The sequence below is a fragment of the Pseudoalteromonas sp. NCCP-2140 genome (assembly GCF_023708065.1).
In the GTDB taxonomy this organism is placed as follows: domain Bacteria; phylum Pseudomonadota; class Gammaproteobacteria; order Enterobacterales; family Alteromonadaceae; genus Pseudoalteromonas.
The window spans coordinates 61872-85221 of record NZ_BRCZ01000009.1; the positions used below are offsets into that span (position 1 = coordinate 61872).

At 36.3% G+C, this 23350-nt stretch carries 20 protein-coding genes and 1 tRNA gene; 9 read left to right on the top strand and 12 right to left on the bottom strand.

All coding sequences use genetic code 11. The features are described from left to right. Positions 1 to 89 precede the first annotated feature (89 nt). The 5 genes from NFU46_RS16110 to NFU46_RS16130 all read right to left on the bottom strand — a co-directional run bounded on the left by NFU46_RS16110 (position 90) and on the right by NFU46_RS16130 (position 6027). Complete coding sequence (locus NFU46_RS16110; RefSeq protein ID WP_285835546.1) at positions 90 to 1166, bottom strand: patatin-like phospholipase family protein; 1077 nt, start codon at positions 1164 to 1166, stop codon at positions 90 to 92. Between the two features lies 1 nt (position 1167). Continuing rightward, positions 1168 to 2130: a diguanylate cyclase regulator RdcB family protein gene (locus tag NFU46_RS16115; protein ID WP_178926301.1), complete on the bottom strand. Its 963-nt coding sequence runs from the start codon at positions 2128 to 2130 to the stop codon at positions 1168 to 1170. Continuing rightward, positions 2130 to 4544, bottom strand: a complete 2415-nt coding sequence (locus tag NFU46_RS16120) for a dynamin family protein (protein WP_251603188.1) — start codon at positions 4542 to 4544, stop codon at positions 2130 to 2132. The genes NFU46_RS16115 and NFU46_RS16120 overlap by 1 nt, the downstream gene beginning before the upstream one ends. Before the next feature lie 70 nt (positions 4545 to 4614). Continuing rightward, complete coding sequence (locus NFU46_RS16125) at positions 4615 to 5499, bottom strand: YafY family protein (protein ID WP_251603191.1); 885 nt, start codon at positions 5497 to 5499, stop codon at positions 4615 to 4617. Positions 5500 to 5544: 45 nt separating this feature from the next. Continuing rightward, positions 5545 to 6027, bottom strand: coding sequence for a hypothetical protein (locus NFU46_RS16130; RefSeq protein ID WP_251603194.1), 483 nt, complete (start codon positions 6025 to 6027; stop codon positions 5545 to 5547). Positions 6028 to 6223: 196 nt separating this feature from the next. Here NFU46_RS16130 and NFU46_RS16135 point away from each other — a divergent pair, with 196 nt between their 5' ends. Continuing rightward, positions 6224 to 6871 carry a HEPN domain-containing protein gene (locus tag NFU46_RS16135; protein WP_251603197.1) on the top strand — a complete coding sequence of 216 codons (648 nt, stop codon included), beginning with the start codon at positions 6224 to 6226 and terminating at the stop codon, positions 6869 to 6871. Between the two features lie 280 nt (positions 6872 to 7151). Here NFU46_RS16135 and NFU46_RS16140 read toward each other — a convergent pair whose 3' ends face one another. After that, positions 7152 to 8594 carry a hypothetical protein gene (locus NFU46_RS16140; RefSeq protein ID WP_251603200.1) on the bottom strand — a complete coding sequence of 481 codons (1443 nt, stop codon included), beginning with the start codon at positions 8592 to 8594 and terminating at the stop codon, positions 7152 to 7154. A gap of 250 nt (positions 8595 to 8844) precedes the next feature. On the opposite strand from NFU46_RS16140, the gene NFU46_RS16145 reads away from it, so the two are divergent. After that, positions 8845 to 9831 (top strand): site-specific integrase, encoded by a 987-nt coding sequence (locus NFU46_RS16145; protein ID WP_251603204.1) that lies wholly within the window; start codon positions 8845 to 8847, stop codon positions 9829 to 9831. A gap of 19 nt (positions 9832 to 9850) precedes the next feature. Next, a complete protein-coding gene (locus NFU46_RS16150; protein ID WP_251603207.1) occupies positions 9851 to 11602 on the top strand; it encodes a DUF927 domain-containing protein in 1752 nt (583 codons plus the stop codon). Positions 11603 to 11863: 261 nt separating this feature from the next. Here the strand turns inward: NFU46_RS16150 and NFU46_RS16155 are convergent, their stop codons facing one another. The 5 genes from NFU46_RS16155 to NFU46_RS16175 all read right to left on the bottom strand — a co-directional run bounded on the left by NFU46_RS16155 (position 11864) and on the right by NFU46_RS16175 (position 15214). Beyond that, the gene (locus tag NFU46_RS16155; protein ID WP_251603210.1) at positions 11864 to 12310 is read right to left on the bottom strand and encodes a lecithin retinol acyltransferase family protein; all 447 of its coding nucleotides are present in this window, start codon (positions 12308 to 12310) and stop codon (positions 11864 to 11866) included. A 175-nt stretch (positions 12311 to 12485) separates the two neighbouring features. After that, positions 12486 to 12890, bottom strand: a complete 405-nt coding sequence (locus NFU46_RS16160) for a DUF2787 family protein (protein ID WP_251603214.1) — start codon at positions 12888 to 12890, stop codon at positions 12486 to 12488. 91 nt (positions 12891 to 12981) lie between these two features. Continuing rightward, the gene (locus NFU46_RS16165; RefSeq protein WP_251603217.1) at positions 12982 to 13473 is read right to left on the bottom strand and encodes a hypothetical protein; all 492 of its coding nucleotides are present in this window, start codon (positions 13471 to 13473) and stop codon (positions 12982 to 12984) included. Positions 13474 to 13574: 101 nt separating this feature from the next. Further along, positions 13575 to 13934, bottom strand: coding sequence for a hypothetical protein (locus NFU46_RS16170; protein ID WP_251603220.1), 360 nt, complete (start codon positions 13932 to 13934; stop codon positions 13575 to 13577). 104 nt (positions 13935 to 14038) lie between these two features. Beyond that, complete coding sequence (locus NFU46_RS16175; protein WP_251603223.1) at positions 14039 to 15214, bottom strand: site-specific integrase; 1176 nt, start codon at positions 15212 to 15214, stop codon at positions 14039 to 14041. A gap of 207 nt (positions 15215 to 15421) precedes the next feature. Here NFU46_RS16175 and NFU46_RS16180 point away from each other — a divergent pair, with 207 nt between their 5' ends. From NFU46_RS16180 to NFU46_RS16190, 3 genes are all read left to right on the top strand, one after another. Further along, the gene (locus tag NFU46_RS16180) at positions 15422 to 16612 is read left to right on the top strand and encodes a hypothetical protein (protein ID WP_251603226.1); all 1191 of its coding nucleotides are present in this window, start codon (positions 15422 to 15424) and stop codon (positions 16610 to 16612) included. Positions 16613 to 16623: 11 nt separating this feature from the next. After that, the gene (locus tag NFU46_RS16185) at positions 16624 to 16989 is read left to right on the top strand and encodes a hypothetical protein (RefSeq protein ID WP_251603229.1); all 366 of its coding nucleotides are present in this window, start codon (positions 16624 to 16626) and stop codon (positions 16987 to 16989) included. 160 nt (positions 16990 to 17149) lie between these two features. Next, positions 17150 to 17395 (top strand): hypothetical protein, encoded by a 246-nt coding sequence (locus NFU46_RS16190; RefSeq protein ID WP_251603232.1) that lies wholly within the window; start codon positions 17150 to 17152, stop codon positions 17393 to 17395. An 882-nt stretch (positions 17396 to 18277) separates the two neighbouring features. Here NFU46_RS16190 and NFU46_RS16195 read toward each other — a convergent pair. Continuing rightward, a tRNA-His gene (locus NFU46_RS16195) sits at positions 18278 to 18353 on the bottom strand. Between the two features lie 279 nt (positions 18354 to 18632). Between NFU46_RS16195 and NFU46_RS16200 the strand changes: the two genes are divergently transcribed. The 3 genes from NFU46_RS16200 to NFU46_RS16210 all read left to right on the top strand — a co-directional run bounded on the left by NFU46_RS16200 (position 18633) and on the right by NFU46_RS16210 (position 23075). Beyond that, entirely contained in the window at positions 18633 to 19451 is an 819-nt protein-coding gene (locus tag NFU46_RS16200) for a mechanosensitive ion channel family protein (RefSeq protein WP_054563554.1), read from the top strand. A 37-nt stretch (positions 19452 to 19488) separates the two neighbouring features. Next, entirely contained in the window at positions 19489 to 20268 is a 780-nt protein-coding gene (locus NFU46_RS16205) for a YdiY family protein (protein WP_251603234.1), read from the top strand. A 107-nt stretch (positions 20269 to 20375) separates the two neighbouring features. Continuing rightward, complete coding sequence (locus NFU46_RS16210; protein ID WP_309296743.1) at positions 20376 to 23075, top strand: SLBB domain-containing protein; 2700 nt, start codon at positions 20376 to 20378, stop codon at positions 23073 to 23075. Positions 23076 to 23350: the final 275 nt, after the last annotated feature.

Genomic DNA, 23350 nt, shown 5'->3' on the forward strand with positions numbered 1-23350 from the left:
AAGGGGGGAAGTGGGGCGACTGATGGGGCTTGAACCCACGACAACCGGAATCACAATCCTAGTTGCCGCTTTATGCCTTCAAACTTGGGTTAGATTATTTCGAAATTATCAGAGTTAAGTTTTGCTATGTTCTGGTCACGCTGTATCGATGTAGCTAGTTTGTGATTTTTCATATTGATGGCATTTAAGCTATTACCAATACATCTTTTAGCATCATTATACCCCTGTCTTATCCATTTATTAATATGACCACGTTTGAATGCGAGCATATCTTCCATAGATTCAGAAATGAACTCCTTAGGGCGGACTTCAATAATCGTAGTATCAGGGTAATCATGTCTGTTGAACGAGCTTGCATCATCTAGCAATGAAACTATTACGTGGTTACACCCACTATCAACCAACGGTTTAATAGGTGTATTTCCTTGTTGGTTAAATGTCCCCCCTATGCCACCATCCCGGTACTTTTTGCCATTAATAGCTTTAGCTTTGAATAATAATGGTAAGGCAGCTGAAGCGATTATAGCTTCATGAATGTTTTTATTTGGAAGTGACTGTAAATGCCAAAACTCAGAAGCTTTATTTTCAAAACCAAGGTAGTTGGCTTTAAAATAATCAACTATGTCTTTGCCTGCCCCTTCACTTTCATATACACCAACATACATTGGAAGCCCATCTTGCAATCTCTCTATTGGACTAAACCTGTCTAATAAGTCAATGATTGGTTCTGATTGGTAAAGGTTGCCTTCTTCATTCTCTAGATGCTCTTTGTATTTATCGCTATTTTTGTATTCATCTGAAAGTAGTGCTCGCAGATCTTTAATGAAATCTACACCTCCTTTAGCTATCTGATATGCTTTAAATAACGGTGTAACTTTAGCCATAGGTAAAAGGCTTAAAAAAACAGATGCGGTAGATATCATTTTACCTTTGTCTACCTGTAAAGGACTATTTTCGCCAAGCTCTAACCAAATTTTATTAAGGCACTTAGCTGACGCAGTAATATCCTGTTGAGCACTTACAACAGCAGCATTTAGAGCACCGATACTGGTTCCCGAAACTTCATCTGGTTGAATGCCAACTTCAGATAAATACTTAAGAATACCCACTTGATAAGCACCTTTGGCACCACCTCCTGAAAGCACCAAGCCTAATTTATCTTCCATATTAGGCATTCCTTAGATAAATATTTTCATTTGTGAGCCTTTCAGACCAACGGTTTACTCTGATATTTTTAGGAAATAAAGTTAGTACTTGAGCTTCTTTTCTCTCGATTGTGGCTTCTGAGAGTTGATTAAGTAGCCAAGTATTTGGCTCTTTATTTTGAGTACTCCAATCACTTAGATAATTTATACATAAAAGATGTGACTTACCTATTTCATTTATATTCTTAGCAACGTTTTCCAATCTAAACCTAGCACTAGATGAATTAAACACTGTTGACGATATGCTTAATTCATTACATAACTGATTTTGAATTTCATGCTTTAAGTGCTCTAACATTTCATTCTTAATAGTTAAGTTTGAGTTACCATTATCAATATACAGTCCAAATTCGTTATTTTTTAATGTATCTAGAATCATAAAAACATTTGTATACACGTCTGAGGTATATCCTCCAGCTTGCCATTTCGCAATTGCTCTATCCAATTGCCTATCAGCTCGAGTTCTCAGGTCAATATCCCTTATATAGTCATAGAGTTTGCTATTTTTTTCTTCTACAGTATTTGCTAGTTGAATGACTGACTCTTTTAGTTCATTGTGTTTATCGTTCAACTTCATTACACCGGTTCTTGTTTCCAAAAGCTTGTCAGTCACTTTTGTAATCGCAAGGTTAACAGAAGCTAATTCGTAGTCATGATTTTGAAGCCATGTTGCGGTACTTTGTAGGCACTTTGCTAAATTATCATTGATAATGCTCTCACGTTGATTAGCTCTTCCACTGAACGAGTCTTTGAAACGATCCCACCTTGAGGTTCTGGTTTTTGACACTTTAATTTGGTCATCTATCACCTCTATACCATTAACTAAGTCAACAATCATTTTATCTGTTAAATGTGGAGGTGCGACTTCCAAATGTTGTTTGTCTAGTTTGAAGCCACAGCTATCTAATACATCAATTGAATTCACTATACTGACTTCTCTTGAGTTAGGTTTAAGTCTTCTTTCGTATCCAGAGTATCTTCTGCTATATATTGCAGCTCCTTTCCGAAGACGTTGAGCTTGGCAATTAATTCTTCTTGATTTTTTTGAGACTGTTCTTTAGCTCTCGCTCCCGCAAGTAATGTCTTACGATACTTTTCGAGATAGCGAGACACCTCTGTAATGTGTGCATCTATATCTGGCTTAACATTCTCTAATAGAAAACGATTAGCTGTGTCTGAGATTCCTTGCATAGCATTTGATATTGCTGCGTTTGAGCGCTGTTTAATATCGTTTACTTTCACAATGTAAACATCTACATCAACATAGTAAGTTTCTCTGCCCCAATCATCATTTAGCCAGTTAGTAAACTTTGAAAAATAGCTGTCTTTAACTCTTGTACGTCTGCGGGATTCACTTGTTTTATTTACGTCAGTAGAAATCGTTTCAGTATCGATATTTTTTATACTTGTCGATATTTTATTAAGGGACAGAGATAGTGTAAAACCAGAATCTTTAAGGTTTTTTTTTGCTTCATTTAAAACCTCTTCAAGTTCAGACGAGATGCTTTTATTTATTGCATTCTTTGCTTTAGTAATCGTTTTATTGAGATTTGTTGTTACCTCTTTATACGCATCTTGTTGAATGGTTTCTAAAGCTGAATTAATAAATTTTAACAGTTTTTTCATTTCAGCTTTTTGACTATTCTCGAATTTTATTTCACCTTTTTCTATTAATGATTCTAATTTGTCAGAAGGGGTACTGGTTGAGCGCCAACCGAGAAACTTTCTAAAAATTCGCAAGTCAATGATTTGCCCCCCTTCGTTAGACTCTATTTTTGCCTGTTTTTTTTTGGTAAGAAAAATATTGTTTTGAGTATTATCGAAAAGTAATTGAACTTTTTTGTCGGCTATCTGAATAGTAGCTTTAGCTAAGTCCAGAATGGCAGTATTCATTTCTTGCGTCTGTTTGACTATTAATGTTTGTGTTTGTTTTTGAACCGAGTCAATTTTTAGCTTGTCAGATTCAATATTTTTTATTGCTACTCTTAAAGAATCGATATTTGTGTTAATAGCTTCTTTATAGCCATTTATCCCTTCATTTAAACGGTTGTGAATGGTTTCCAGTTGAGTTAAAGCAGATTCAAGGCTCAAGGTTGCGGCATTATTTGCTGCTTCCATAACAACATTTTCAAGAGGCGCTTCAAAGCCTGCTCTTTTCCATATTCTTTTCGCCTTTTTTCTTACATCTTCAGCATCTTCAATGTCTTCTTCCCAATCCTCACCAAAGGCTATCTCTCCAAAGTCGGGAACCCAATCATCTTTCACATTTAAAGCGTTACTGCTGTCCAGTTCATTAATTGCTCTATTGGCAAGAAAAGCTCTTTGTGCTGACACTGGGAAAACATTAGAGGGTGGGACACTGCCATCCATTAATTGGTTACAAAAAAATGAAACGGTATCTTCTTGCGATACATCATTTTTTGTTTTTGCATCGAATTTATTCAGCATTACGAAAAAGCGTTCGCCTAATGAGCCTTGTACGGTTGATATCTCTTCTCTTACATCACCACCTGCCTCGCTATTCATTTGCGTATAATCCACAACTAACAGTACTGCTGATGCTTTTTGCAGTTGATCTTTGAATATTGCTTTTAATTTTTCGCTTTGCCCATACTCATTAGGTCCAGGAGTATCAATAATTGATAGTTTGCCGTGACTTTGTTGCTCTAAGCCACTCAAATGTTGGAACTCAACTTCAATAGTCGGTAAGTCATTTATTAAACGGTAAGCTTCATAAGGCGGTTCAATATTTAGCTCTTTAGCAAGTCGCATAATATCATTTAAGCTTTTTAAGAATTTGAATATTTGCTCTTGCCCTTCATAATTGCGGCTTAATTTTAATTGGCCTTTTATTTTTAACTCTCCAATTAAATCTTCAACTTCCTTGTGGTGTAGAAAGTCAATTTCATTAATTTCATCGCCACTCATGCTGTTAATCTTTTCAGCAATTTTTTTACTTAAACTATTAATAGGCTTACTATTTGGGAATTCTAAAGATGGTATTTTTTTGCCACTGATATGAGTAACAACAGTAGGTAGAGCAGTCATTGGGTAGTTTCTATTGGGAAGTACTTCATGACCCACAATTGCATTGATTGTGGTAGATTTACCCGCTTTCATCGTTCCGACAACAGCTATCACCATTTCTAGCTCATTTGCTTTTTGGTACTCATTTTTTAAGATTGATGCAACATCTGTAAGGTACTTTTCTTCAATTAAACCGTCTTTTACGTGTAGCTCTTTATTCTTATTCACTCTTTCAATAAATGATTGTGTTGACTTTAGTAATGCAAGAGTTTGATCTTGTACATCAAAAATAGTGTTTTGGTGGATTTGCATAAATATCCCTTTATTAGATAACTTATTTTCTTTTAATTGGACTCTTTAATATTGCTTCGTTGTTTTACATTTAACTTGCAACATACTTTTTAAGCTCTTGGATCAAAGTTTGTTTAATTTCATCAGGCGAAACAACCTCTATTTCAGGTACCCAGTATTTAATTAGTGGCAGTATTTGTTTACTCGTTGCCACTCTTGAAGAAACAAGTAACTCACCTGTTTCGAGTTCTTCAATAATTCGTTGATTGGGGAATAGGTTGCGTCTTAGGAAGTACTGAGCAATGTCTTTTGATACTTTTACAACAACTTCAAACTTGGTTTCACTAAAAAATATTCCATCATCTTGCTCTATTACATCGATAAAGTGCTGTTGTGAGGTAAACGCTTCTGCCTGCTCTAAAATATGTGTTAACTCTGACAGGTGAAATGATTTTAATGTATTGTCATCAACAGCCGCTAAGTACCAAATACCTTTACTATTAACAAGCCGGTAAGGGGCAATGTTGTTATATTGTTTGTTTTTATAGCTAAAGTTAATACGTTTATTGCGTTGAATAACTTCTTCAAGTTTATTTAAGTTTGGTTCAACTTTATGCTTAGGTTCATAGTTGTGACCTTTGATTAGGTATGGGCTATCAATCGCTTGAGATAAAATTGAACATATGAAGCGAGTATCTAAGTTAGGATAAAGTGATTCAATACCAGAAATAGCAGCAAAGTGACGTATATCCTTTGGGGAGAGCTTACCTAGGGCAGAGGGAGCTAGGCTGTAGTGTCCTTTACTTTCAAGTATGGGTAAAAAGCTAAGTCTCTCGTTCAAGTCGCGTTGAACTGTACGAACACTGACATTAAACTCTTTTGCAAGCGAAGAAATGCTAAGTGTTTTTGCATCGTTTAATTGAGTGATAATACTTGCTAGTCGCTCTGCAAGTTTAACTTCTGCTTGTGAGTTCAAATTACTACTTCCTTGTGATTACATTTGCAAAATACATTATTCATATTAGTTTTTAAAGACACTATCGACGAAATCTTCAAATAAGTCGTCAATAAACCTCTCTGCTGGAGATTTGTCTTTGCTTTGGTCTATTAAGTAGTCCATTGTTTCATTAATAAAAACAACATTGATTTTATTTCTATCAATCGTCGCGCTACTCCAGTTTTTGTATTCTTCACGATCTTGAAATGCTAACTCGAGCGGGGTTTCAGAGGTTATATATAAATCTTTAACGGCTGTTATTCCGCCAAGAGGAGCAAGTTGATTTATATCGTGTACATCACCTTTGCTCTTTTTACAAAACGAGTAACCTGATGTACCTGTCAATGTTAATGAGGTATCTGGATTTTTACCTATAAATGTAAAGCCAGTTAATAATCTTTGATCAGGAATCGAAAATTCATCTCCATCAAGAATAATCGTTATATATGCTTCTTCAGCGAGTACTAAGTTTAGTTCTTGCTGCGTATTTACTGTTATTGTTTTCATAGTGTCACCTTATCTGTTTTTTGTAGATTACAGAGGGTCTACGACAGGGAGTGTCGCTTATGAAAAATTTTTAGCATTTATGGTGGTTTTAGTTTTTCCTTATTTAAGCCTTAAAAAACAACACCATAAAGAGCTGGATTTTAGCAAGTAAACTGTGTAAGTTATTTTTATAATCAAGGAGACAGCGAAAATTGATATGGAATACTGCGACTTAAAAGATAAACAAAAGCAAGTTAGAGAGTCCTTCTCTGATAATCTAGCTCTACGCGTACATAGATCATTAAGCTGGTTAAATAAATCAGAGCAGTGTGATGACCTTGACTCACAATTTATTTTCTTGTGGGTATCGTTTAATGCGGCTTACGCACAAGATACAGAGTGTCTAAGCATTAACGAAACTCAATCTTTTACATTATTTTTGGAAAAGCTCAACTCACTCGATAAGCAAAAGCGCATTTATAATTTATTATGGCATGAGTTCCCTAACAGCATTCGTGTTTTATTGAATAATAAATTCGTATTTCAGCCATTTTGGTCATTCCACAATGGCTATATCACAGAACAAGAATTTAAAAGTAAATTTAGTGAAGCAAAGAAGTTTGCAAATTTTGCATTAGCAAATAATGAAACAGATAAACTTGCATCTATTGTATTACAACGTTTATATACATTACGAAACCAACTAATGCACGGTGGGGCAACATGGAACAGCAGTGCAAATAGAGAGCAATTAAAAGATGGCGTACAATTTTTATCGCAATTAGTGCCTTTTATTATTGATATTATGATGGATAATTCAAAAGAGCTCTGGGGAGATGCTTATTATCCTCTTGTTGATTCATAAAAGCTGGCTAAGGCAATAAACCGTGTTCTTATTATAGTTTACTGGGTACTAATAAGTTTAACGATGATTTGATTTAAAGGCGTGGTTGTTTTTAAAACACTCAAGTTTACTTCAAATATATACGTAAATTGTAGAGCAATTAGTGCTTGTAGAAGGCTATAGTCACTGCGAACCCCTCTACACTTTATTTTTTAATTTGGTGTTGTCAACCTTTCATAGCGGCAATTCTACCAAATAGAGTAAGCTGAACTCTCAGTACCTGAGTTTTTCATTTGTTGTGTCATGTAGGCTTATTTTTTCTTCTTAATCTACCAAAAGTTAAGGGCTTTTTAAGAGGGGGGAACAACACCTTCTTCATATCTTCATCTGTAAAAGTATCAAGTGCTTCTGCCCAATCATTAAGTAAATTTTCAAGTTCTTCCTTGGTATTGATTGATAGGTGAGAAAGGTTTAGTTTTAGCGGTTTCTTGTAGTCAATCGTAAAATATACGCTATTAATGTAATTTGGAAAATCAGACTTTTTTTGTCCTGGTGAGGGAGTGACATCTCGGCTATGAACCTCTTTTGCAGCAACACTATAGTCTGGTGATAAGGTGATTTTTTGATTTAGTGTGTACTTTTCTTCAATATTATTGTTTGCATCTGGACTTACCCTCTCACCTTTAGTCTTAATATTTATTTCATTTTTATGGTATTGCTGGCGATATTTACCGTACTTGTAAGTGTATTTGCATTCTAAAAGCCAATCATCGTCTACATCTACCTCATTCAAAAAATTAATCCACTCATGAAGCTGCATTTTAGTTTTTACACTTTTATCACTTTCAAAGTTTGATACAGCTATGCTATCAAGTAATGGAATGTAAATACCTTCTTCGAAGTGCTTTAAAAGTATCGCATACATTTTTGGTTGTTTTACACTACGACTCAAGGTTATCTCAACCAATTCAGCTTTATCATTTCTCTTGATACGTTTTTTTGACTTGTGCTGAGTAAATTTGAAGCCCCTAGGTTCAACTGAGGCAAATGTTTCGTTTATTAAATCTGATTGATCTTCTAGGTTAGTACCACTTGATGCTTTTAGCCAAAATGGACTCATGGTTCTAGCTAAAAGCCCTAAGGTTATATCACGCTCTCGAAAATATGCATAAAGCCTAATATTTTTAATGAGCTCGATGTTTTCTTTGTAAAATTTACCTAAAGCTATTCTTTCATTTGCTTGCGGCCTTGTGTGTTTTTGATAACCCACCACAAATAATTTAATGCTATTTAGTAAGATTAGTTCATCTAACTCAGAACCAATCCTTGGACTACTAGCTTTTGAAGTGTGGGTGAACCTAAGGTATGGTCTTGAATGTAAAAAAATTACGTTTAAATGCTGTTCATCATACTCATTATCAGAGCTAAAAACTGGATAGCCGTCATAACATATCCCAAGGGTGTTTATTGTGTTTATCAATTGATTACTTGATGGGATCCGTCTTGGTAGTTCATCTATTGGGAAATACTGTGAAAGTATCGCATAAACACTAACCCTGCTTTTAAAACTAAACGTCCTGTAAAGATACTCAACCAAATGAAAATAAAGCTCAGAATATTTACGATAATTACAGTTATCTTTGGGTTTCTTCGTTAGCTTTTCTTGAACAAAGAGTTGCTTAGTATCTGCGCTAATTTGTGTATTTTTGTTTGGAACACAATAAAAGTGTAAATGTACTTTCAACTGTTATCTCTCACATAAAGAGTATGATTTTTGACTAATTTATCACATAAAAGCTAAATATATAAATGATGCTAATTTTATTTTATTAAGTATTAAATCTTATTTTGTTTCAATGTTTTATATTTTTTGTGTTCTTTTTTGTGCAGGTTTTGAGGCCTGTTAACTCAAGGAAGACCGTAATTTTAACGAATCGCAACAGAAATCCAGTGTATGTAGGGTTAGCGCTACCGAAACAACACGGAGCGCGACAATGCCTCAATATCATGGGCTTTCTACTTCAAAGCCTACACAGTTAAGTTACCAACAGTACTATTTATCAGCCCAAGAAGTTAGGTCTTGTATTGATGAAGACATAATAATCAGCACGGTTAAAGAACTGGCTGAACCAGCAATTATGCACAGTCTCGAAGTGCATAGGGACTCTGCAGGCTTTATCGCCAAAGTTCGACTTATCGTTGAGCATATTGGCTTCGTAAAGCTTAATGACCCCAAGTTGGTTTGGTATATCAAAAGTTTTCTTCACTTTATCGGAAAAGAAAGAAAACCTGCGACTGTCGCACGTTATCGAGCTGCTGTATCAAAGATGTTTTCAATTGGAATGCAAGCGGGATTAATCACTTTTAATCCAGTCAAGTTAATTCCCAAGCCGAAAGAAAGTACGCCCAGAAAACGTTTCCTGAGCGCTGATGAAATAGCTGCATTTATTAGGGGGTGTCTAGCTGATGAAAATAGGCCTCACTCTTTAATGCTGCTGCTATGCCTATACACAGGTTTACGCTCAGGCAACGTGAGATCAATCCAACTTAGATGGTTGTTTGATGACGATACTCGTTTAGAAATACCCATAACTAAGTCAGGTAAACCGCACACAGCTTATCTTAGTGCAGAAGCTCAGCAAGTCGTTAAAGAAGCTAGGCAATATGCTCAAAATGGTTACTTGTTTCCAGCTACTAGAGGGAATGGCTATATGTCAAAGCCAACTAAGTTATTCAAACGTGTATTGGTGCGGATGGAGGGCGAAGGTGTTTTGACTGAGCCATTTGTTATTCACGATTTACGCCGCTCTATGGCTTCACACTTATTGAAAGCAACATCTGATATTCGCCTTGTGCAACAAATGTTGGGTCATGCAGATGTTCGGACAACTGAACGTTACGCATATCACGCAGATGAAACACTAAAGAATGCAAGTCAAGTTGCAGCAAACGCCATGCTATCTGCACTGAAATCACACTAGAGTTAATTGGAAAACGAAAATGAAAAAACAGCAATTTGATACTGGTTCTACCCCAGCCCTACCTGAAACATATGGTGAGCATAACGATATGCTTATTAAGCACAGAGATAACCAAATAGAGATTGTAATGAACATAATGCCTTATCCTGATGCAATTATAAAAACAGCCTACAGAGCAGGTGAGGATGACGCTATCGTTGCTATTAAGTTATATACATCTAATGGAGCTTCTATCACCATATCGATTGAGTCAATCCTTGGGCGACCTGCTGATTTGGACGAAGAGTTAGCAAAGCAAAGGCTATTTTTAACGAAAAAGGCGCTAGTAACTTTCAATGAGTTTTGTCGTGCTTTGTTAAACAATATTGATTCTTACTTTCCAAATGAAGAGTTCATCGCTAATCAAACAGGGTTTGTGGGTCAGCGACTCGCCTTTGCTTTCCATGATTCAGTGGTTCAAAAATCATCAGGTAAAACTGCCATTCTCCCTCCCAAAGTAGATCGTCAAATAGTCGATGCAGGGAAGCCCTTTGGTGATTACACTAAATATAGAGATGCAGTATTAAGTTCAGACGCACCACTAATCGTAAAGTTTGTGATTATGTATGCTTTGTCATCAATGCTTCTTGATTTTGTCGATGTCGAATCCGGAGGTATACACTTTTATGGAGCATCAGGGAGTGGCAAAACGACATTATTGAGAATAGCGGCAAGTGTTTTTGGTCGCGCTACAGCACCTGATAGAAATTTAAGAGGTCGCTCATACCTTCATCATTTCGATACAACGAGTAATGCTTTAGATACGTTGTTTCCACTATTCAATAATATGCTATTGGGTGTCGATGAGATAGGTAAATTATCTGTACGAGAGCTGTCACCACTAATTTATAAAATAGGCTCTGGAGTATCAAAGATGCGTGCAAATACCAGTATAGAATTGGTTGAAAATGAACCATCTCGTTATTTTGTGATGACTACAGGTGAGGTTTCAATCCCACAATATTTGAAGCAGACAAACGAATCCAATCAAGCGAAAGGCAAATCTGTCCGCTTACCATCAATTGTGGTTAAACCAGAGTATTTACAGCGTATAGGTTGTAACACAGTGAATAATTCAAAAGAGTATGTTCACAATATTAATAAAGCTATTACGAATTCGTACGGTCACTTATCCAGAGATTTTATCAATAAGACTTTTGACTCGGTCAATGACTATGATGAATTGGCAGCACAAGTATCTAAGTGTTTTGACGAGAAATTTTATGATTTGACCGAATCTCTAGAGCCCAAAAATTCTATTGAAGATAGGTGGTTACATCGCCTAGCGTTGGTTCAAATTGCTGGTGAAATGGCGAGTGACTTGGATGTTTTACCTTGGAGTCACGATCAAATTGACGATGCGATTAAATTTATTCATAAGTATTGGAAAAGTGAGGACTCAAACACTATGGATGATGCTGAGGCAGGTGTAAAAAATATTATTAACTTCATAAAGCGCAATGCTCACTGCTTTTTGGATGCTGAAAACGATGATATTTGGGGCAAGTCAGACATTATTGGTTATGAAAAAGGTAACTACTTCTATATTTTGCCTGAGCGTTTTGAAAGGCTTTGTGGGACTGCGCATATAGATGATGTACTTAGGCATTTAACTTTAAAAGGTTTAATTCGTTCTGATAAGGGGAAGCGTGTAAAACGAGCTGAATTGAAAGCGGTAGGTAAACGGGCATACTACTATGTACTTAGTCGTGATGTTCTGTCAGAAATTTGATTTAGTAAATGTATAGCTAACTATTAATAATCAAAAAAAAAGAGTTACTTACCAGGAAGCTTTTATAAATGCCTAAAGCACTATAAAAGGGGTAACTCTTTTTGTTTTATTATTTATTGTAAGGTATATAGTTATTTGAAATGTAATTATATTATTGTTTTTACTACTACCCCTACTTCCCCTGTTACCCCCATCTAGTTTAGCTATTTAATATTTTTATACCCTATCTATATTCAATGTTAGGGGGAGGTGCTGATTGAGTTATCTATCCCACACACGCCAAGTATTACTACCTGTATAGTCTTCGGTTTTCATTTCTAATATCCATAAAAAGTTACTGGCATTGTATTCGAAATCACCTGTTAAGCATCCAGCTACAAATTGGTGGCAGTTATCAAATAGCATGTTGTAGTCGCGAGTTTTGCCTAGCATTTGTTTTGCTCTGTTAGCTGCCTTCACTGAACCAACTGGGGTTGTGTCATTACACGATACATAAATACTCATAGCGGTAGTACCATCTATAAACTCATCTGGTGTGACGCGTTCTACGATACCTTTACCGTTCAAATGGATGATGTGGTTATTGCCAATGTAAATGCCAGAATGACTGGTTAAACGGCCTGTTAAATCGCAATAAAGCACACTGCCTATTACTGGTGTGACTTGGTCTCGAAATACATTATCAATAAAACTTTTGATGATGCCCATTTAATTAATTCCTAGTTGATAAGCGCCCACATAGGGCAAACCGGATAATTCATTCTTTTTACAGTTAAGTGACGATTGAACTGGGTTTGATTGGGCGCTTTAAGTTCGTTGAAAAGATGTGTTGGTTAAGTTTGTCCAGAAGAGTAAGAAGGGGTTGCTCCTGTTCATACTTGGGTTAGTTGGCGTCTACCGTGATGATGTAAACATCCATTTCAAAGTAAGTAATAAAGTTTGTTATTGCGAGTTCACATAGTGATTGTGCTGCGTCATTTTTAAGTAAGCCACAACCTAGTAAATAAACTTCATTTGTTTTAAAGTTCAAGTCTATTTCTTGTCGTAGTTCGCCTTCATGGTTTATTGCATGACAGTCAGTGAATGTAATTAAGCGCCAATTATCCTCCGCTTTTTCTAGGTTAATAAATACAGGGTGAAAACCACCTTTCTCATAAGAGTAATCCGTGTCTTGAAAAGAAAGGTTGATACACTTATCCGTAGGCTTAATGATATCGACAACCAGTTTTCTAATAATCGCCAACAAGTCATCACTTACTGTTAAGTAAGTAGGTTTGATTATGTTCATAATGTGTTTCTAATTGAAAAAAGTTGAGGGGTGGGTGTTAAGCAAATTTGTATGCGTTAACGAATGAGATTGTTTGCTGTTACTTAGGTTGCTATTTTGGTTGAGGGAGCAGCTTTAGTTTACTTAGGGTATCTTGCTGATTTGTGATAAGTGGATTTACCTGATGTGAGTAAATGCCTTTTTCAGCTGGCACTAATAATGCGATATCTTTGTCACGTAAAATAGCAGCCAGAAATGATGCATTGTTACTAGAAGCACCGCTAATTACTGACTTAAAGATACTGGATTTAAAAGTGGTATCTTTGTGTTTATCAAGCAGCGTGTAAATAGCTTCCATGCTTACCCACTCTTTAGAAAATAGCCCTGCATCACTATTGCTGGTGGCGCGAATGTAAAGTCCTTTATCTTGCTTGTTTCTGGCAAGCTCAAATCCAATTGCACCATTTGATTTAGTTGATAGCTTATCAGCGAGCCCGACTAATACAGTCTGGTAATTGGTATCAGCCAACTTTTCATCACTAACTTCTACCTGTTCAGTAGCTTCAGGGTTGCTTTTAGCGTCTTTTTTATCTTGTATAGACATGATGTTTCCTTAATAAAATAATTAATGTTCTTAGGGTTGTTTGTGCGAAGTAACGGGTTAAAAATGATTTGTCACCATCGCAGATGATTCGCATGAGTGCATTAAAGAGATGAAATAAAATGAGCTTTGTTGGTTTCTGATATAAGCACATAAATGCCACCTCCACTGTCTTGGGTAACTAGTAAGTAAATACTTAATTCATCATTAAGCTTTTCAACAAATTCAGGATTATTAAGTGTTTCTTTTAAATAAGCTCGGAATTGTGTGCTTAGTACTTGCTTAACGAGTTCGATATCGTGCTTTGTAGTAATTGCGATTAAGTATGTTGAGCAAGTTTGCCAAAACGTATTGGCTTCTTGCTCAGATGAGAAAGGTAAATAGAGTTGCTTTATAAGTTCTTCACTGATTTCATGATTAAGTGACAGCTCATTTTCGTTCGGTATTCGATTAAATAATTGCATTGGGATTTCTCCAATAAAAAAGCCCATTCCAAGAGTAGGAATGGGCTTAATTGATAATTAATTTGTGGTGATTAATAGCGGGCTAAGTAAAACCTCAGTACTCGCTATTGAAATAGGTCAGATAGATGTTCACTAGTACGTTTAAGAGATTCAGACGTTAATTTGGCATAGCGTTGCGTGCTTACAATCGATGCATGAGCCAATTGTTCTTGAACTAGTCGTAAACTAACACCTGAACTAACTAGGTTTGATGCAACGGAATGGCGCAAGGTATGAATACATACATCGGTATCATCAATCTTTGCGCGCCGTAATAACTTCTTAAATGTCTTTCTGACACAACGTAATGGCTTACCGGCTACTTTACTAGCAAACAAATACGGGTTGCTTCGCTTAAGTGGGACTACCGCAATAAACGACAATAAATGGTCGGTAATATGCACTGTACGCGGCTTACCTGTTTTGGTAGTTGGGATGTAGATAATGCGATTTTTAATATCAACATCTTTTACTTTGATATTCGATACTTCTGAACGCCTGAGTCCTGTTAACGCTAGCGTCGCAATAAACCCCGATATGGTTTTATTCGAGTATCTCTTACATTCAGCCAATAATCGTTTAACTTCATGTTTGGTAAGAAAACGTGTTCTTGCATTGTTCAACTTGTATAACTTTACTGGCTTGCAGGCATCTTGTTCCACCACTCCAAGCTCTTTTGCATAGCGCGTCATTGACTTCAATAGCATCAGCACTTGATTACAGGTCGCTGGAGCATAGGTTTTACCATATTTATTGAGGGTTTCAGTTAGCTCAATGTGTAATTTCTGGACCTCTATAGTCGTTAGGTCTCTGTATTCCAAGAGTGCAAAACGCTTGTGTAATATCGAGTCCCAACGATAAAGATCATCGACCCATGTTTTCTTTCGTTTCTTAATCATGGGTAGGTAATGTTCTTTAAAAAATTCTCCCATAGTCATGTGCAATAGTTTGTCATTGCTAGACTTTGGATTTTTGCCTTCTAATAAAGTTAATCGGTGCTTTTGTGCGACTTTTCTAGCTGTAGCAACGTTGATATCACCAAACTTACCGAGCGCCATGCTTTGCTTTTTACCCTGATAGGTATAGCGAAATAAGAAGCGTTTGTTACCTGATTTGCCGACTAAGCACTTCAAGCCTGTAATCTGCGTATCACTGTATTCAGACTCGGTTGACTTTGAGTTTCTGGGATTAGATGGAAGTGATGCAATTTGTTTATCTGCAAACTTAAACTGTTTATTCATATTAACCTCCTGAATAGATTCAAAGGGTTAATATATGTTTGAAAAGGACAGGTGGTGCGGTACTTTAAATAATCATTCTTGCGTAACTAGGCTTTTATAAACCTATTTGGTAGAAAATAGGGAAAAAACCAGTGTCTGGTGGATTTTAATTTAGTTGTTGTGTAATTTTAGTTTTAGTTAGGAATAAGGTTATTTAGTTGTAAAAGAATGATTACTTGGCAGACATGGAAGCGGAATCACGCAAGAGAAATTCAGCATATAGTGGGTTATGAAGAAATATTCATAGATAAAATACTCAGTAAGATACCCGAAATATCCCCAAACGATGTTATTCCTCAATATCACTTTGTTGATGACAAAGGTAAAAATCGCTATATCGACTTTATGATTATTAATCAAGTCGAGGGGTACTACTTACCAATTGAGTTGGATGGAACGTATAAGGACGTTGATCACAACCATTGGAAAGATTTCTTGGTAAGACAGAACTCTTTAATTACTAAGTTTGGGATAGTCTTAAGATTTAGTAATAAGCATATGCTAAATGAGCCAATGGAGATAATTCACAAAATTCGAGAAACGCTAACTTCTCAAAAAGATAAGAACATAAGTGAAGCTGATAAACAAAAAGAAAGGGAAAACCTCGCTAGTTGGTATAATGAGCGCTTAAATGAGCTAAAGGTTGAAAATCAAAACTCAGAAGACATTAGCAATCAGATTCAAGAGTTAAAAAATTTGATTAAAGAAACAGGGAACCCTCGTAATGATAGGTCCAAAGAGCAGTCAAGCAAGGAAAGTGCTACTAGTAAAAATAATTTTTGGTTCGGTGTTAGCTCTGCACTGATTGGGATAATAGTTGTTTGGGGAGTTTCCACAAAAAGTGAATTAATTCAGCAAAAAGAATTGTTAGAGCCTTCGATGCAAGTAAAAGTGACAACTCCGGATGTCGAAATCGAAAATACCCTTGACTCAAAACTAGTAAGCTCATTAGCTTCGAATGACAGTGGTGGGCAGTCTAAACGTTATGCTATTGACTCATGGGAAGAGGTTCCTGCAGATGAAATCAAAAGCTCTTTGGGGATTGAAAAGCATTACCCAGATAATGCAATTCTATCAAGTAAAGTTTCAAGATATGTTGGGTTAAATAAAACCGTATGCGGACAGGTGGTTCAAGTCAAGGAGTTCTCGAAAGGTTTTTATCTTAACTTTGAAAAACCTTTTCCAAATATGTCTTTTAGCTCAGTTATCTGGGATTCAAATGTAAAAAATGTTTTAGGCCATTATAAATCGTTCAATGAATTTTTAGATAAAAACGCATGTGTCGAAGGAAAAATTTCAACTTACAATAATCAAATACAAATTGTTGTAGATGATTCATCACAAATAGAGATTTATTAAAGGAAGAAATTATGAAAGCTATTTTAGCTACCTCTATATCTATCTTAACACTACTAATTAGTGCACAGGCCCAAGAGCCGAAGATCGAAGCTTTTAAGGCTCCTTTTCATGTTGGTAAAAGTGTAATGGCGTGCGGAGAAGTTGCTCAAGTGTCCAAAGGTAAAAAGGCAACATATTTAAACTTGGACAAAGAGTATCCTAACCAGTCTTTAACTATTTTGGTATGGGATAGTAATTTAGCGCCATTTGAAGAAAGATTTGGCAATCTTAAAAGACTCTCAGGAGAGAGGATTTGCGCAAGAGGAAAGATCTCTGAGTATAAGAATACCTTGCAAATTAAAGTGTCCAATCCTCAGTTTTTAAGACTAATGAAATAACGTACTTAAAAGGGGGTCTTTAAAAGTGCATAAGTATTCTAGTTTTGTATTTTGGCTTACTTTAATCTTATGCCTAACCTAACCACTCTTTTTACAGTATCTTATGTTGGAGTGTATTTAACATATATGTATACCAATTCTGATTCTATCAGGTTTGGTAATGAAGCTCTCATCACCTTCTCCCGAATATGAAGCTGTGGAAAAAGAGATTTCCAAAGCAGTTAGTGACACAGATAAAGCAATAGAAAATGGGCTTTCTGAAACAAAAGCTTATTTTAAGAGGGAAAATAAGCTTTTCGCGTTGAAAGATTCAAGAACAAGGGCGCTTAAAAATCAAGTTTATGCTTTGCAAACAGAAGAAATTACTTTGAGTAAGAAGCTAGATTTGGATGCCATGTGCGTCTGAGTGGGTGCTGTGACTTAGCGGGTGAGAATGGACCTAATTTAGTATGCAAATCTTGTAAAAGTTATGTCGCAACAGCCAAGTATGATCGTTGGATGGCGCGTTACGTAATTTTGTCATCTAGCGATACGCTTATGATTTCTTGATGTAATGTTTCAACTCATTAGCATATGCTGAAATGGTCTTGAAGATGAAATTGTAGAGTCGTTAGCTTGTCGAAAAAAATATCTCAGTGTTTTACTACTTTTTTTTTAAAGAACAAGTAATGATATTCCAGCGGGTAAGAAAAACAAAAACACAAATGGCCAATGTAGAGGCATTGCTGGAATAATACCTTTTATTTTTGCTGAAAGGTGAATTGACGGCACATAACCAAAATCATAAACCAGCAAATATGCTAGCGAGTACCGCATATTCAATCGAGTATTATCAAGCATCGACAGAAAAGGGAAGTAGTAGAACAGGTTAAGCCCTGCGATATAGTACATAAGTTTCTTTGATTTTATAGTTAACGTATTATTATTGGTGGCTGGCATTATTCAGTCATTTAATTTTACACATGTTGGTCATTCGCCCCAAGTAAATACCCTTCAATGCTTATTGGCATCATCTATATTTAAACCTCAAAGAGTCAGTAAAAGGACAAGAAAACCCACTTACAACCCTTTTCTTATCACTTTAAATTTATGTTGCTGTTTATGTGTAATTGATTGGAATCAAACAGATTAAACAGTAGCTATTAATTCCTAGCCACTCACAGTAAATGAACCGGACTTTTATTCTTAAGCTAGTTTTTACATTGAATTTCAGGCGCAATTATTTTGTGTGAATAGATTTGTTTAATTGAAAGCGTTGAATTTATAAAAGGACTTTTTGAGAGAGAAGTGGGGCGACTGATGGGGCTTGAACCCACGACAACCGGAATCACAATCCGGGGCTCTACCAACTGAGCTACAGCCGCCACTGAGATACACCTCGTTTGGTGTGGCGCGCATATTACATAATTAAGGTTGGCTTGTGAAGCCCTAAATTGAAAAAAGTAGAAAAAACTTACTTGTCTCAGAAAATTCAGAATTTCTTATGTGGTCAGCTCGCGTTCAGTTTCGCAGATTAGACTTGCGACTTTTATAATTGGGCACATACTCATTTCGTAGTTTTGCGCGTAATTTAATGATTTTTTAACCAAAGATCATATATAATTTGTACAGCGTTATGCTAAAAATGAACTTCAGGAGAGAACATGGATACAATAATGAACTGGATCAACGAGAATTCAGGTTTAATCATACATTACGCCGTTCAGGCGGTTCTAGCGCTAATCATTTTCTTTATCGGTGGTCGCATCGCTAAATTCTGCGAAGGCTTAACTGAAAAAGCATTTGATAAAAAGAAAGTCGATAAAGCTGTAGGTTCATTTGTTGCTAGCATTGTCTATGCAATTGTATTTGCTGCAACAATCTTAATGGCACTATCTCAATTAGGTATTGAAACTACTTCATTCATTGCTATTTTAGGTGCGGCTGGTTTAGCTGTAGGTTTAGCACTTCAGGGTTCACTATCTAACTTTGCATCAGGTGTTCTAATCATCTTACTTCGTCCTTTCAAATCAGGTGACTATGTAGAAGCAGGTGGTAAAGCAGGTACAGTTAAGAAAATCGAAATTTTCTCTACAGAATTACGTACACCAGACAACAAAGTAATTATCATGCCTAACTCATCAATTATGGGCAGCCCAATTACAAACTTCTCTCGTGAATCAACTCGTCGTATCGATTTAGTAATCGGTGTTGGTTACGATGCAGATCTTAAAGAAGCAAAGGCAGTACTTAAATCAGTTTTAGATAAAGAAGAGCGCTTATTAAAAGACCCAGCATACACAGTAGCGGTATCTGAGCTTGCAGATTCAAGTGTAAACTTTGTAGTTCGCCCTTGGGTTAACTCAGCTGATTACTGGCCAACGTATTTCGACTTAATGGAAAACATTAAGATCGCATTAGACGATGCCAACATCACAATCCCATTCCCGCAAATGGATGTTCATTTGCACAAAGAAGACTAATTAAGTCTAACGTACAAGTAGTAAAGGTTATTTTTTAATGAAATTAAAAGCATTATCAATTCTAGTTGCAGCAAGCGCTGCAACTAGCGCATTCGCAGCAGATGAAGCCAAAACTTGGGATGTAACCAGTGAATTAGGTGCTATCGTAACAAGCGGTAACACTGAAACAACCACACTTAAAGGTGGTATCAAGGTATTACATAACCTAGAAAACTGGAATAACGAGTACAAGTTAGACGGCATCTACAAAGAAGATGAGATCGAAAACGATGACGGTGTTAAAGAAACACAGCGTACCAACGAAAAGTACTCAATTTCAGCGCAAGGTAACTATAAATTAAACGAAAAGCACTCACACTTATTCATCTACGGCTCGCACGTATCTGATTACTTTGGTGCATATCGTAATGAATCAGTAATCTCAGCGGGTTACGGTTTACGCTTAATTGACCGTTCTGACATGTGGCTAAATGCTGAAATCGGTCCAGGTTATAAGTATTTCCAATACCCTGATGACAGCACAGAAGTTGATGAAAACGGTAACTCACTTGCAGGTGAGCGCGACGGTGAAGTAATCGCCTTAGGTAAAGTAGATTACAACTGGCAGATTTCAGACAGTGCACGTTTTACTCAGTTAGTATCAGTTGAATATGGTGATACCAATACTAAAACACGTTCAGAGTCTGCAATCCTTGCTAAGATCAACGGCTCACTACAAATGAAAGTAGCTTACAACATCACTCACAACTCAGATGTTGCTGATGATAAAGAAAACACAGACACTGAAACCTCGTTAACACTTGTTTATAGTTTCTAATGTTTTTCAATTGAGAATGAATGGGTAAACTTGTTTACCCATTTTTTTTGCTCAAAAAATGATATAGTATGCCGCGGTTATTTTCATTTTCTTATAAGGGAAACTTTGTGAAGTTTTTTAAGTTAACAATCGCTCTTTTTATTTCGCTGTTGTTTATTACAGAAGCCCATTCAGCTCCGACTCCTACCAAGCAACAAATAGAGCAGCTAAAAAAACTACCTAAGTCGCAACAAGAAGTACTTGCAAAAAGGTATGGCTTTGATCTTGATGCTTTGGAGCTTAATTCAAATAATTCAAACCAGTCTGTGAATGAAAATACAAGCACAGTAATGCCCAGAAGCTCAGCAAATAACGAAAAAACTGCAGAATTGCTAGACCCAGAAGCAAAATTTAAACCTAAATCAGAGGAGCTAGAGTTATTTGGCTATGAGCTTTTTTCGGGCCAACCTACAACATTCGCGCCTTCTGAAAATGCTTTAGTTCCAGATGATTATATTGTCGGCCCAGGAGACAGTTTTAGCATCAACTTATATGGTAAAGAATTTAGCAGCGAAGAAGTCATTGTAAATCGCGAAGGATTTTTGGTACTACAAAACTTATCGCCAGTGAATGTGTCAGGTTTAAAGTATCAAGAAGTTGTTGAACTTATTAAGCTAAAAATTGAGCAAGAAATTATTGGTGTAAAAGCCTTTATATCGATGGGTAAAACACGAAGCATTCGCATAATGGTTCTTGGTGAAGCTTATATGCCAGGTGCTTATACTGTCCCTTCATTATCTTCTATCACGCATGCATTATTTGTTAGCGGTGGTATTTCAAAAATTGGCTCTTTGCGACATATACAGCTAAAAAGAGGTGGTAAGGTAGTCTCTGAACTAGACCTATATGATTTACTAATTAAAGGTGACAGCTCAGGCGATGTTATTTTAAAACCTGGCGATGTGGTATTTGTCCCACCAGTAGGCAAGCAAGTTAGTATTAAAGGCGCAGTTAAACGCCCTGCTATTTTTGAGTTAGAGAAAAACGAAACAATAAACGACCTAGTCGCTATGGCGGGAGGTTACGCCGCAAATGCTAACTCAAGAAAAACAGTAATTGAGCGTTACACTAAAGATAGCTTTAAGACCGTTTTACCTTTAGATAACTCGTTGCAAGAAAACATTCAGCTAAAAAGTGGGGATGTGCTTACTATCCCAACTTCAAGTGAAGCATTTAATAACAGTGTGACTTTATTAGGTGCTGTTACTTACCCAGGTAACTATGCTTGGTCTGAAGGTAAAAAAGTAAAAGATTTATTTTCATCTCTGAAAAGTGATTTGTTACCAACTGCTGACTTTGACTATGCGCTAATTCTCCGTGAAATTAACGAAAAAGCAGATATCGAGGTTTATCAATTTTCACTTATTGATGCGTACAATAATGATCCAAAAAGTAACCTAACACTTGAAGCTGATGATGTGGTTGTTGTTTTCAGCCGTTATCAAAGTAAAACAGAAGAGGAAAATGCATTAAAATCATTAGCATTAACCGAAGAGCAGCTCGCACACCAAAGGCGCGTTCAGCTTTGGGATGAATTTGAAAGACAAGAGTTTTATAAATTCGTAAATCTAGGTGATGAGTTAAGTGAAGAACAAAAGCTATCTGGTTCTTTATCTGATAATGCTGCCGAAAATGCAGATAACATCACTAAGCTACTAAGTACGCAAGAAGAGGAATTAGATGAATTTGAGTATGCAGTATTTAGTAGAAAAAAACTATTAAACCCAATCATTGCAAAACTCAATCAACAGTCATCTCATAAAAATAAAATTAAAGTGTTTGGTATTCGTGGTGAAGTAAAATACGAAGGCTTATATCCGCTGCCAGTTAATGCAACCGTAAACAAAGCAGTCATTGCAGCCGGTGGCTTGAATGAAGCCTCTTATCTTGGTCGGGCTGAAATAACACGTTTTACAAATAATGAAAATATCGAGCATGTGAGTGTAGATTTGTCAGATGCTTTAGATATAAGTAAAGCTGATTCATACGATATTCAAAGTAAGGATTCAATTAGCGTTTACCCAATTCCTAATTGGCAAAATGACTTAAGAGTAAAAATTGCAGGTGAGGTTAAGTTCCCAGGTGTTTACAGTATTCGTAAGGGTGAAGACCTAACGAGTGTAATTAAAAGAGCTGGCGGCTTTACTAAGTTTGCTTACCCTGAAGGTGCTGTTTTTACACGTCAGGCAATTAGAGAAAAAGAACAGCGTCAAATAGATAAGTTATCACAAGACTTACGCCGCAGTGTAGCATCACAAAGTTTCACAAAATCGATTACACAGTCAAACTTGAATTATGCTGATATGGATAACTTGATTTCTGATTTAGCTAATATCAAATCTGTTGGACGCTTAGTTATTGATTTACCAGCGATCGAAATGGGTGTGGTTGATTTAACCTTACAAGATAACGACGCACTTTATATTCCTCGTGAGAATAATAATATCAGTGTTGTTGGTGAGGTGAATTTCTCGACTTCGCATTTATACGACTCTCGTCTTACTGTTGAAGATTACATTAATCGAAGCGGTGGCTTTAAAGCGGGTGCTGATGAAGGTCGACTTTACATAATTAAAGCAAGTGGAATGGTCGTTGTGCCAGATCAAGGTTCTTGGTTTGCTGTGGCAAATAACGAAACTTTATCGCCGGGCGATACAATAGTTGTACCACTAGATACTGATCAAATAGACAACTTGACGCTGTGGAGTACTGCAACCCAAATTATTTATCAGATGGGTGTTGCTGTAGCAGCTATCAGTTCGCTTTAATAATTTTAATGCTAGCGGCAGTCACCTTAATCTGCTGCTAGTTTTAACTAGTATGTGATTAAAGACTGAATGATTTTGAGTTTTTACTCTAGTTTTTAAGTTGCTTGGCCAACTACTGCCCGAGTCAAATTTGATTTTTGAGCATTTTTTATCTAATTGACAACAAGTTTTTTATTGAACTAAGTTAAAAAATCGAATCTTGTTAATCCTGTTTTATTGACCTAAACTCTCCTCTAGCCTAGGCCTTTCGGCTGATGCGACTTGATTGTGTAAAG

Bases quoted from the DNA above. Each gene is read 5' to 3' on its own strand.
- NFU46_RS16170 (WP_251603220.1), bottom strand. From the start codon at position 13,934: ATGCAATTATTTAATCGAATACCGAACGAAAATGAGCTGTCACTTAAT.
- NFU46_RS16190 (WP_251603232.1), top strand. From the start codon at position 17,150: ATGAAGCTCTCATCACCTTCTCCCGAATATGAAGCTGTGGAAAAAGAG.
- NFU46_RS16180 (WP_251603226.1), top strand. From the start codon at position 15,422: ATGATTACTTGGCAGACATGGAAGCGGAATCACGCAAGAGAAATTCAG.
- NFU46_RS16155 (WP_251603210.1), bottom strand. From the start codon at position 12,310: ATGGGCATCATCAAAAGTTTTATTGATAATGTATTTCGAGACCAAGTC.
- NFU46_RS16200 (WP_054563554.1), top strand. From the start codon at position 18,633: ATGGATACAATAATGAACTGGATCAACGAGAATTCAGGTTTAATCATA.
- NFU46_RS16130 (WP_251603194.1), bottom strand. From the start codon at position 6,027: ATGAAAACAATAACAGTAAATACGCAGCAAGAACTAAACTTAGTACTC.
- NFU46_RS16135 (WP_251603197.1), top strand. From the start codon at position 6,224: ATGGAATACTGCGACTTAAAAGATAAACAAAAGCAAGTTAGAGAGTCC.
- NFU46_RS16205 (WP_251603234.1), top strand. From the start codon at position 19,489: ATGAAATTAAAAGCATTATCAATTCTAGTTGCAGCAAGCGCTGCAACT.
- NFU46_RS16110 (WP_285835546.1), bottom strand. From the start codon at position 1,166: ATGGAAGATAAATTAGGCTTGGTGCTTTCAGGAGGTGGTGCCAAAGGT.
- NFU46_RS16185 (WP_251603229.1), top strand. From the start codon at position 16,624: ATGAAAGCTATTTTAGCTACCTCTATATCTATCTTAACACTACTAATT.
- NFU46_RS16175 (WP_251603223.1), bottom strand. From the start codon at position 15,214: ATGAATAAACAGTTTAAGTTTGCAGATAAACAAATTGCATCACTTCCA.
- NFU46_RS16120 (WP_251603188.1), bottom strand. From the start codon at position 4,544: ATGCAAATCCACCAAAACACTATTTTTGATGTACAAGATCAAACTCTT.
- NFU46_RS16150 (WP_251603207.1), top strand. From the start codon at position 9,851: ATGAAAAAACAGCAATTTGATACTGGTTCTACCCCAGCCCTACCTGAA.
- NFU46_RS16145 (WP_251603204.1), top strand. From the start codon at position 8,845: ATGCCTCAATATCATGGGCTTTCTACTTCAAAGCCTACACAGTTAAGT.
- NFU46_RS16165 (WP_251603217.1), bottom strand. From the start codon at position 13,473: ATGTCTATACAAGATAAAAAAGACGCTAAAAGCAACCCTGAAGCTACT.
- NFU46_RS16160 (WP_251603214.1), bottom strand. From the start codon at position 12,890: ATGAACATAATCAAACCTACTTACTTAACAGTAAGTGATGACTTGTTG.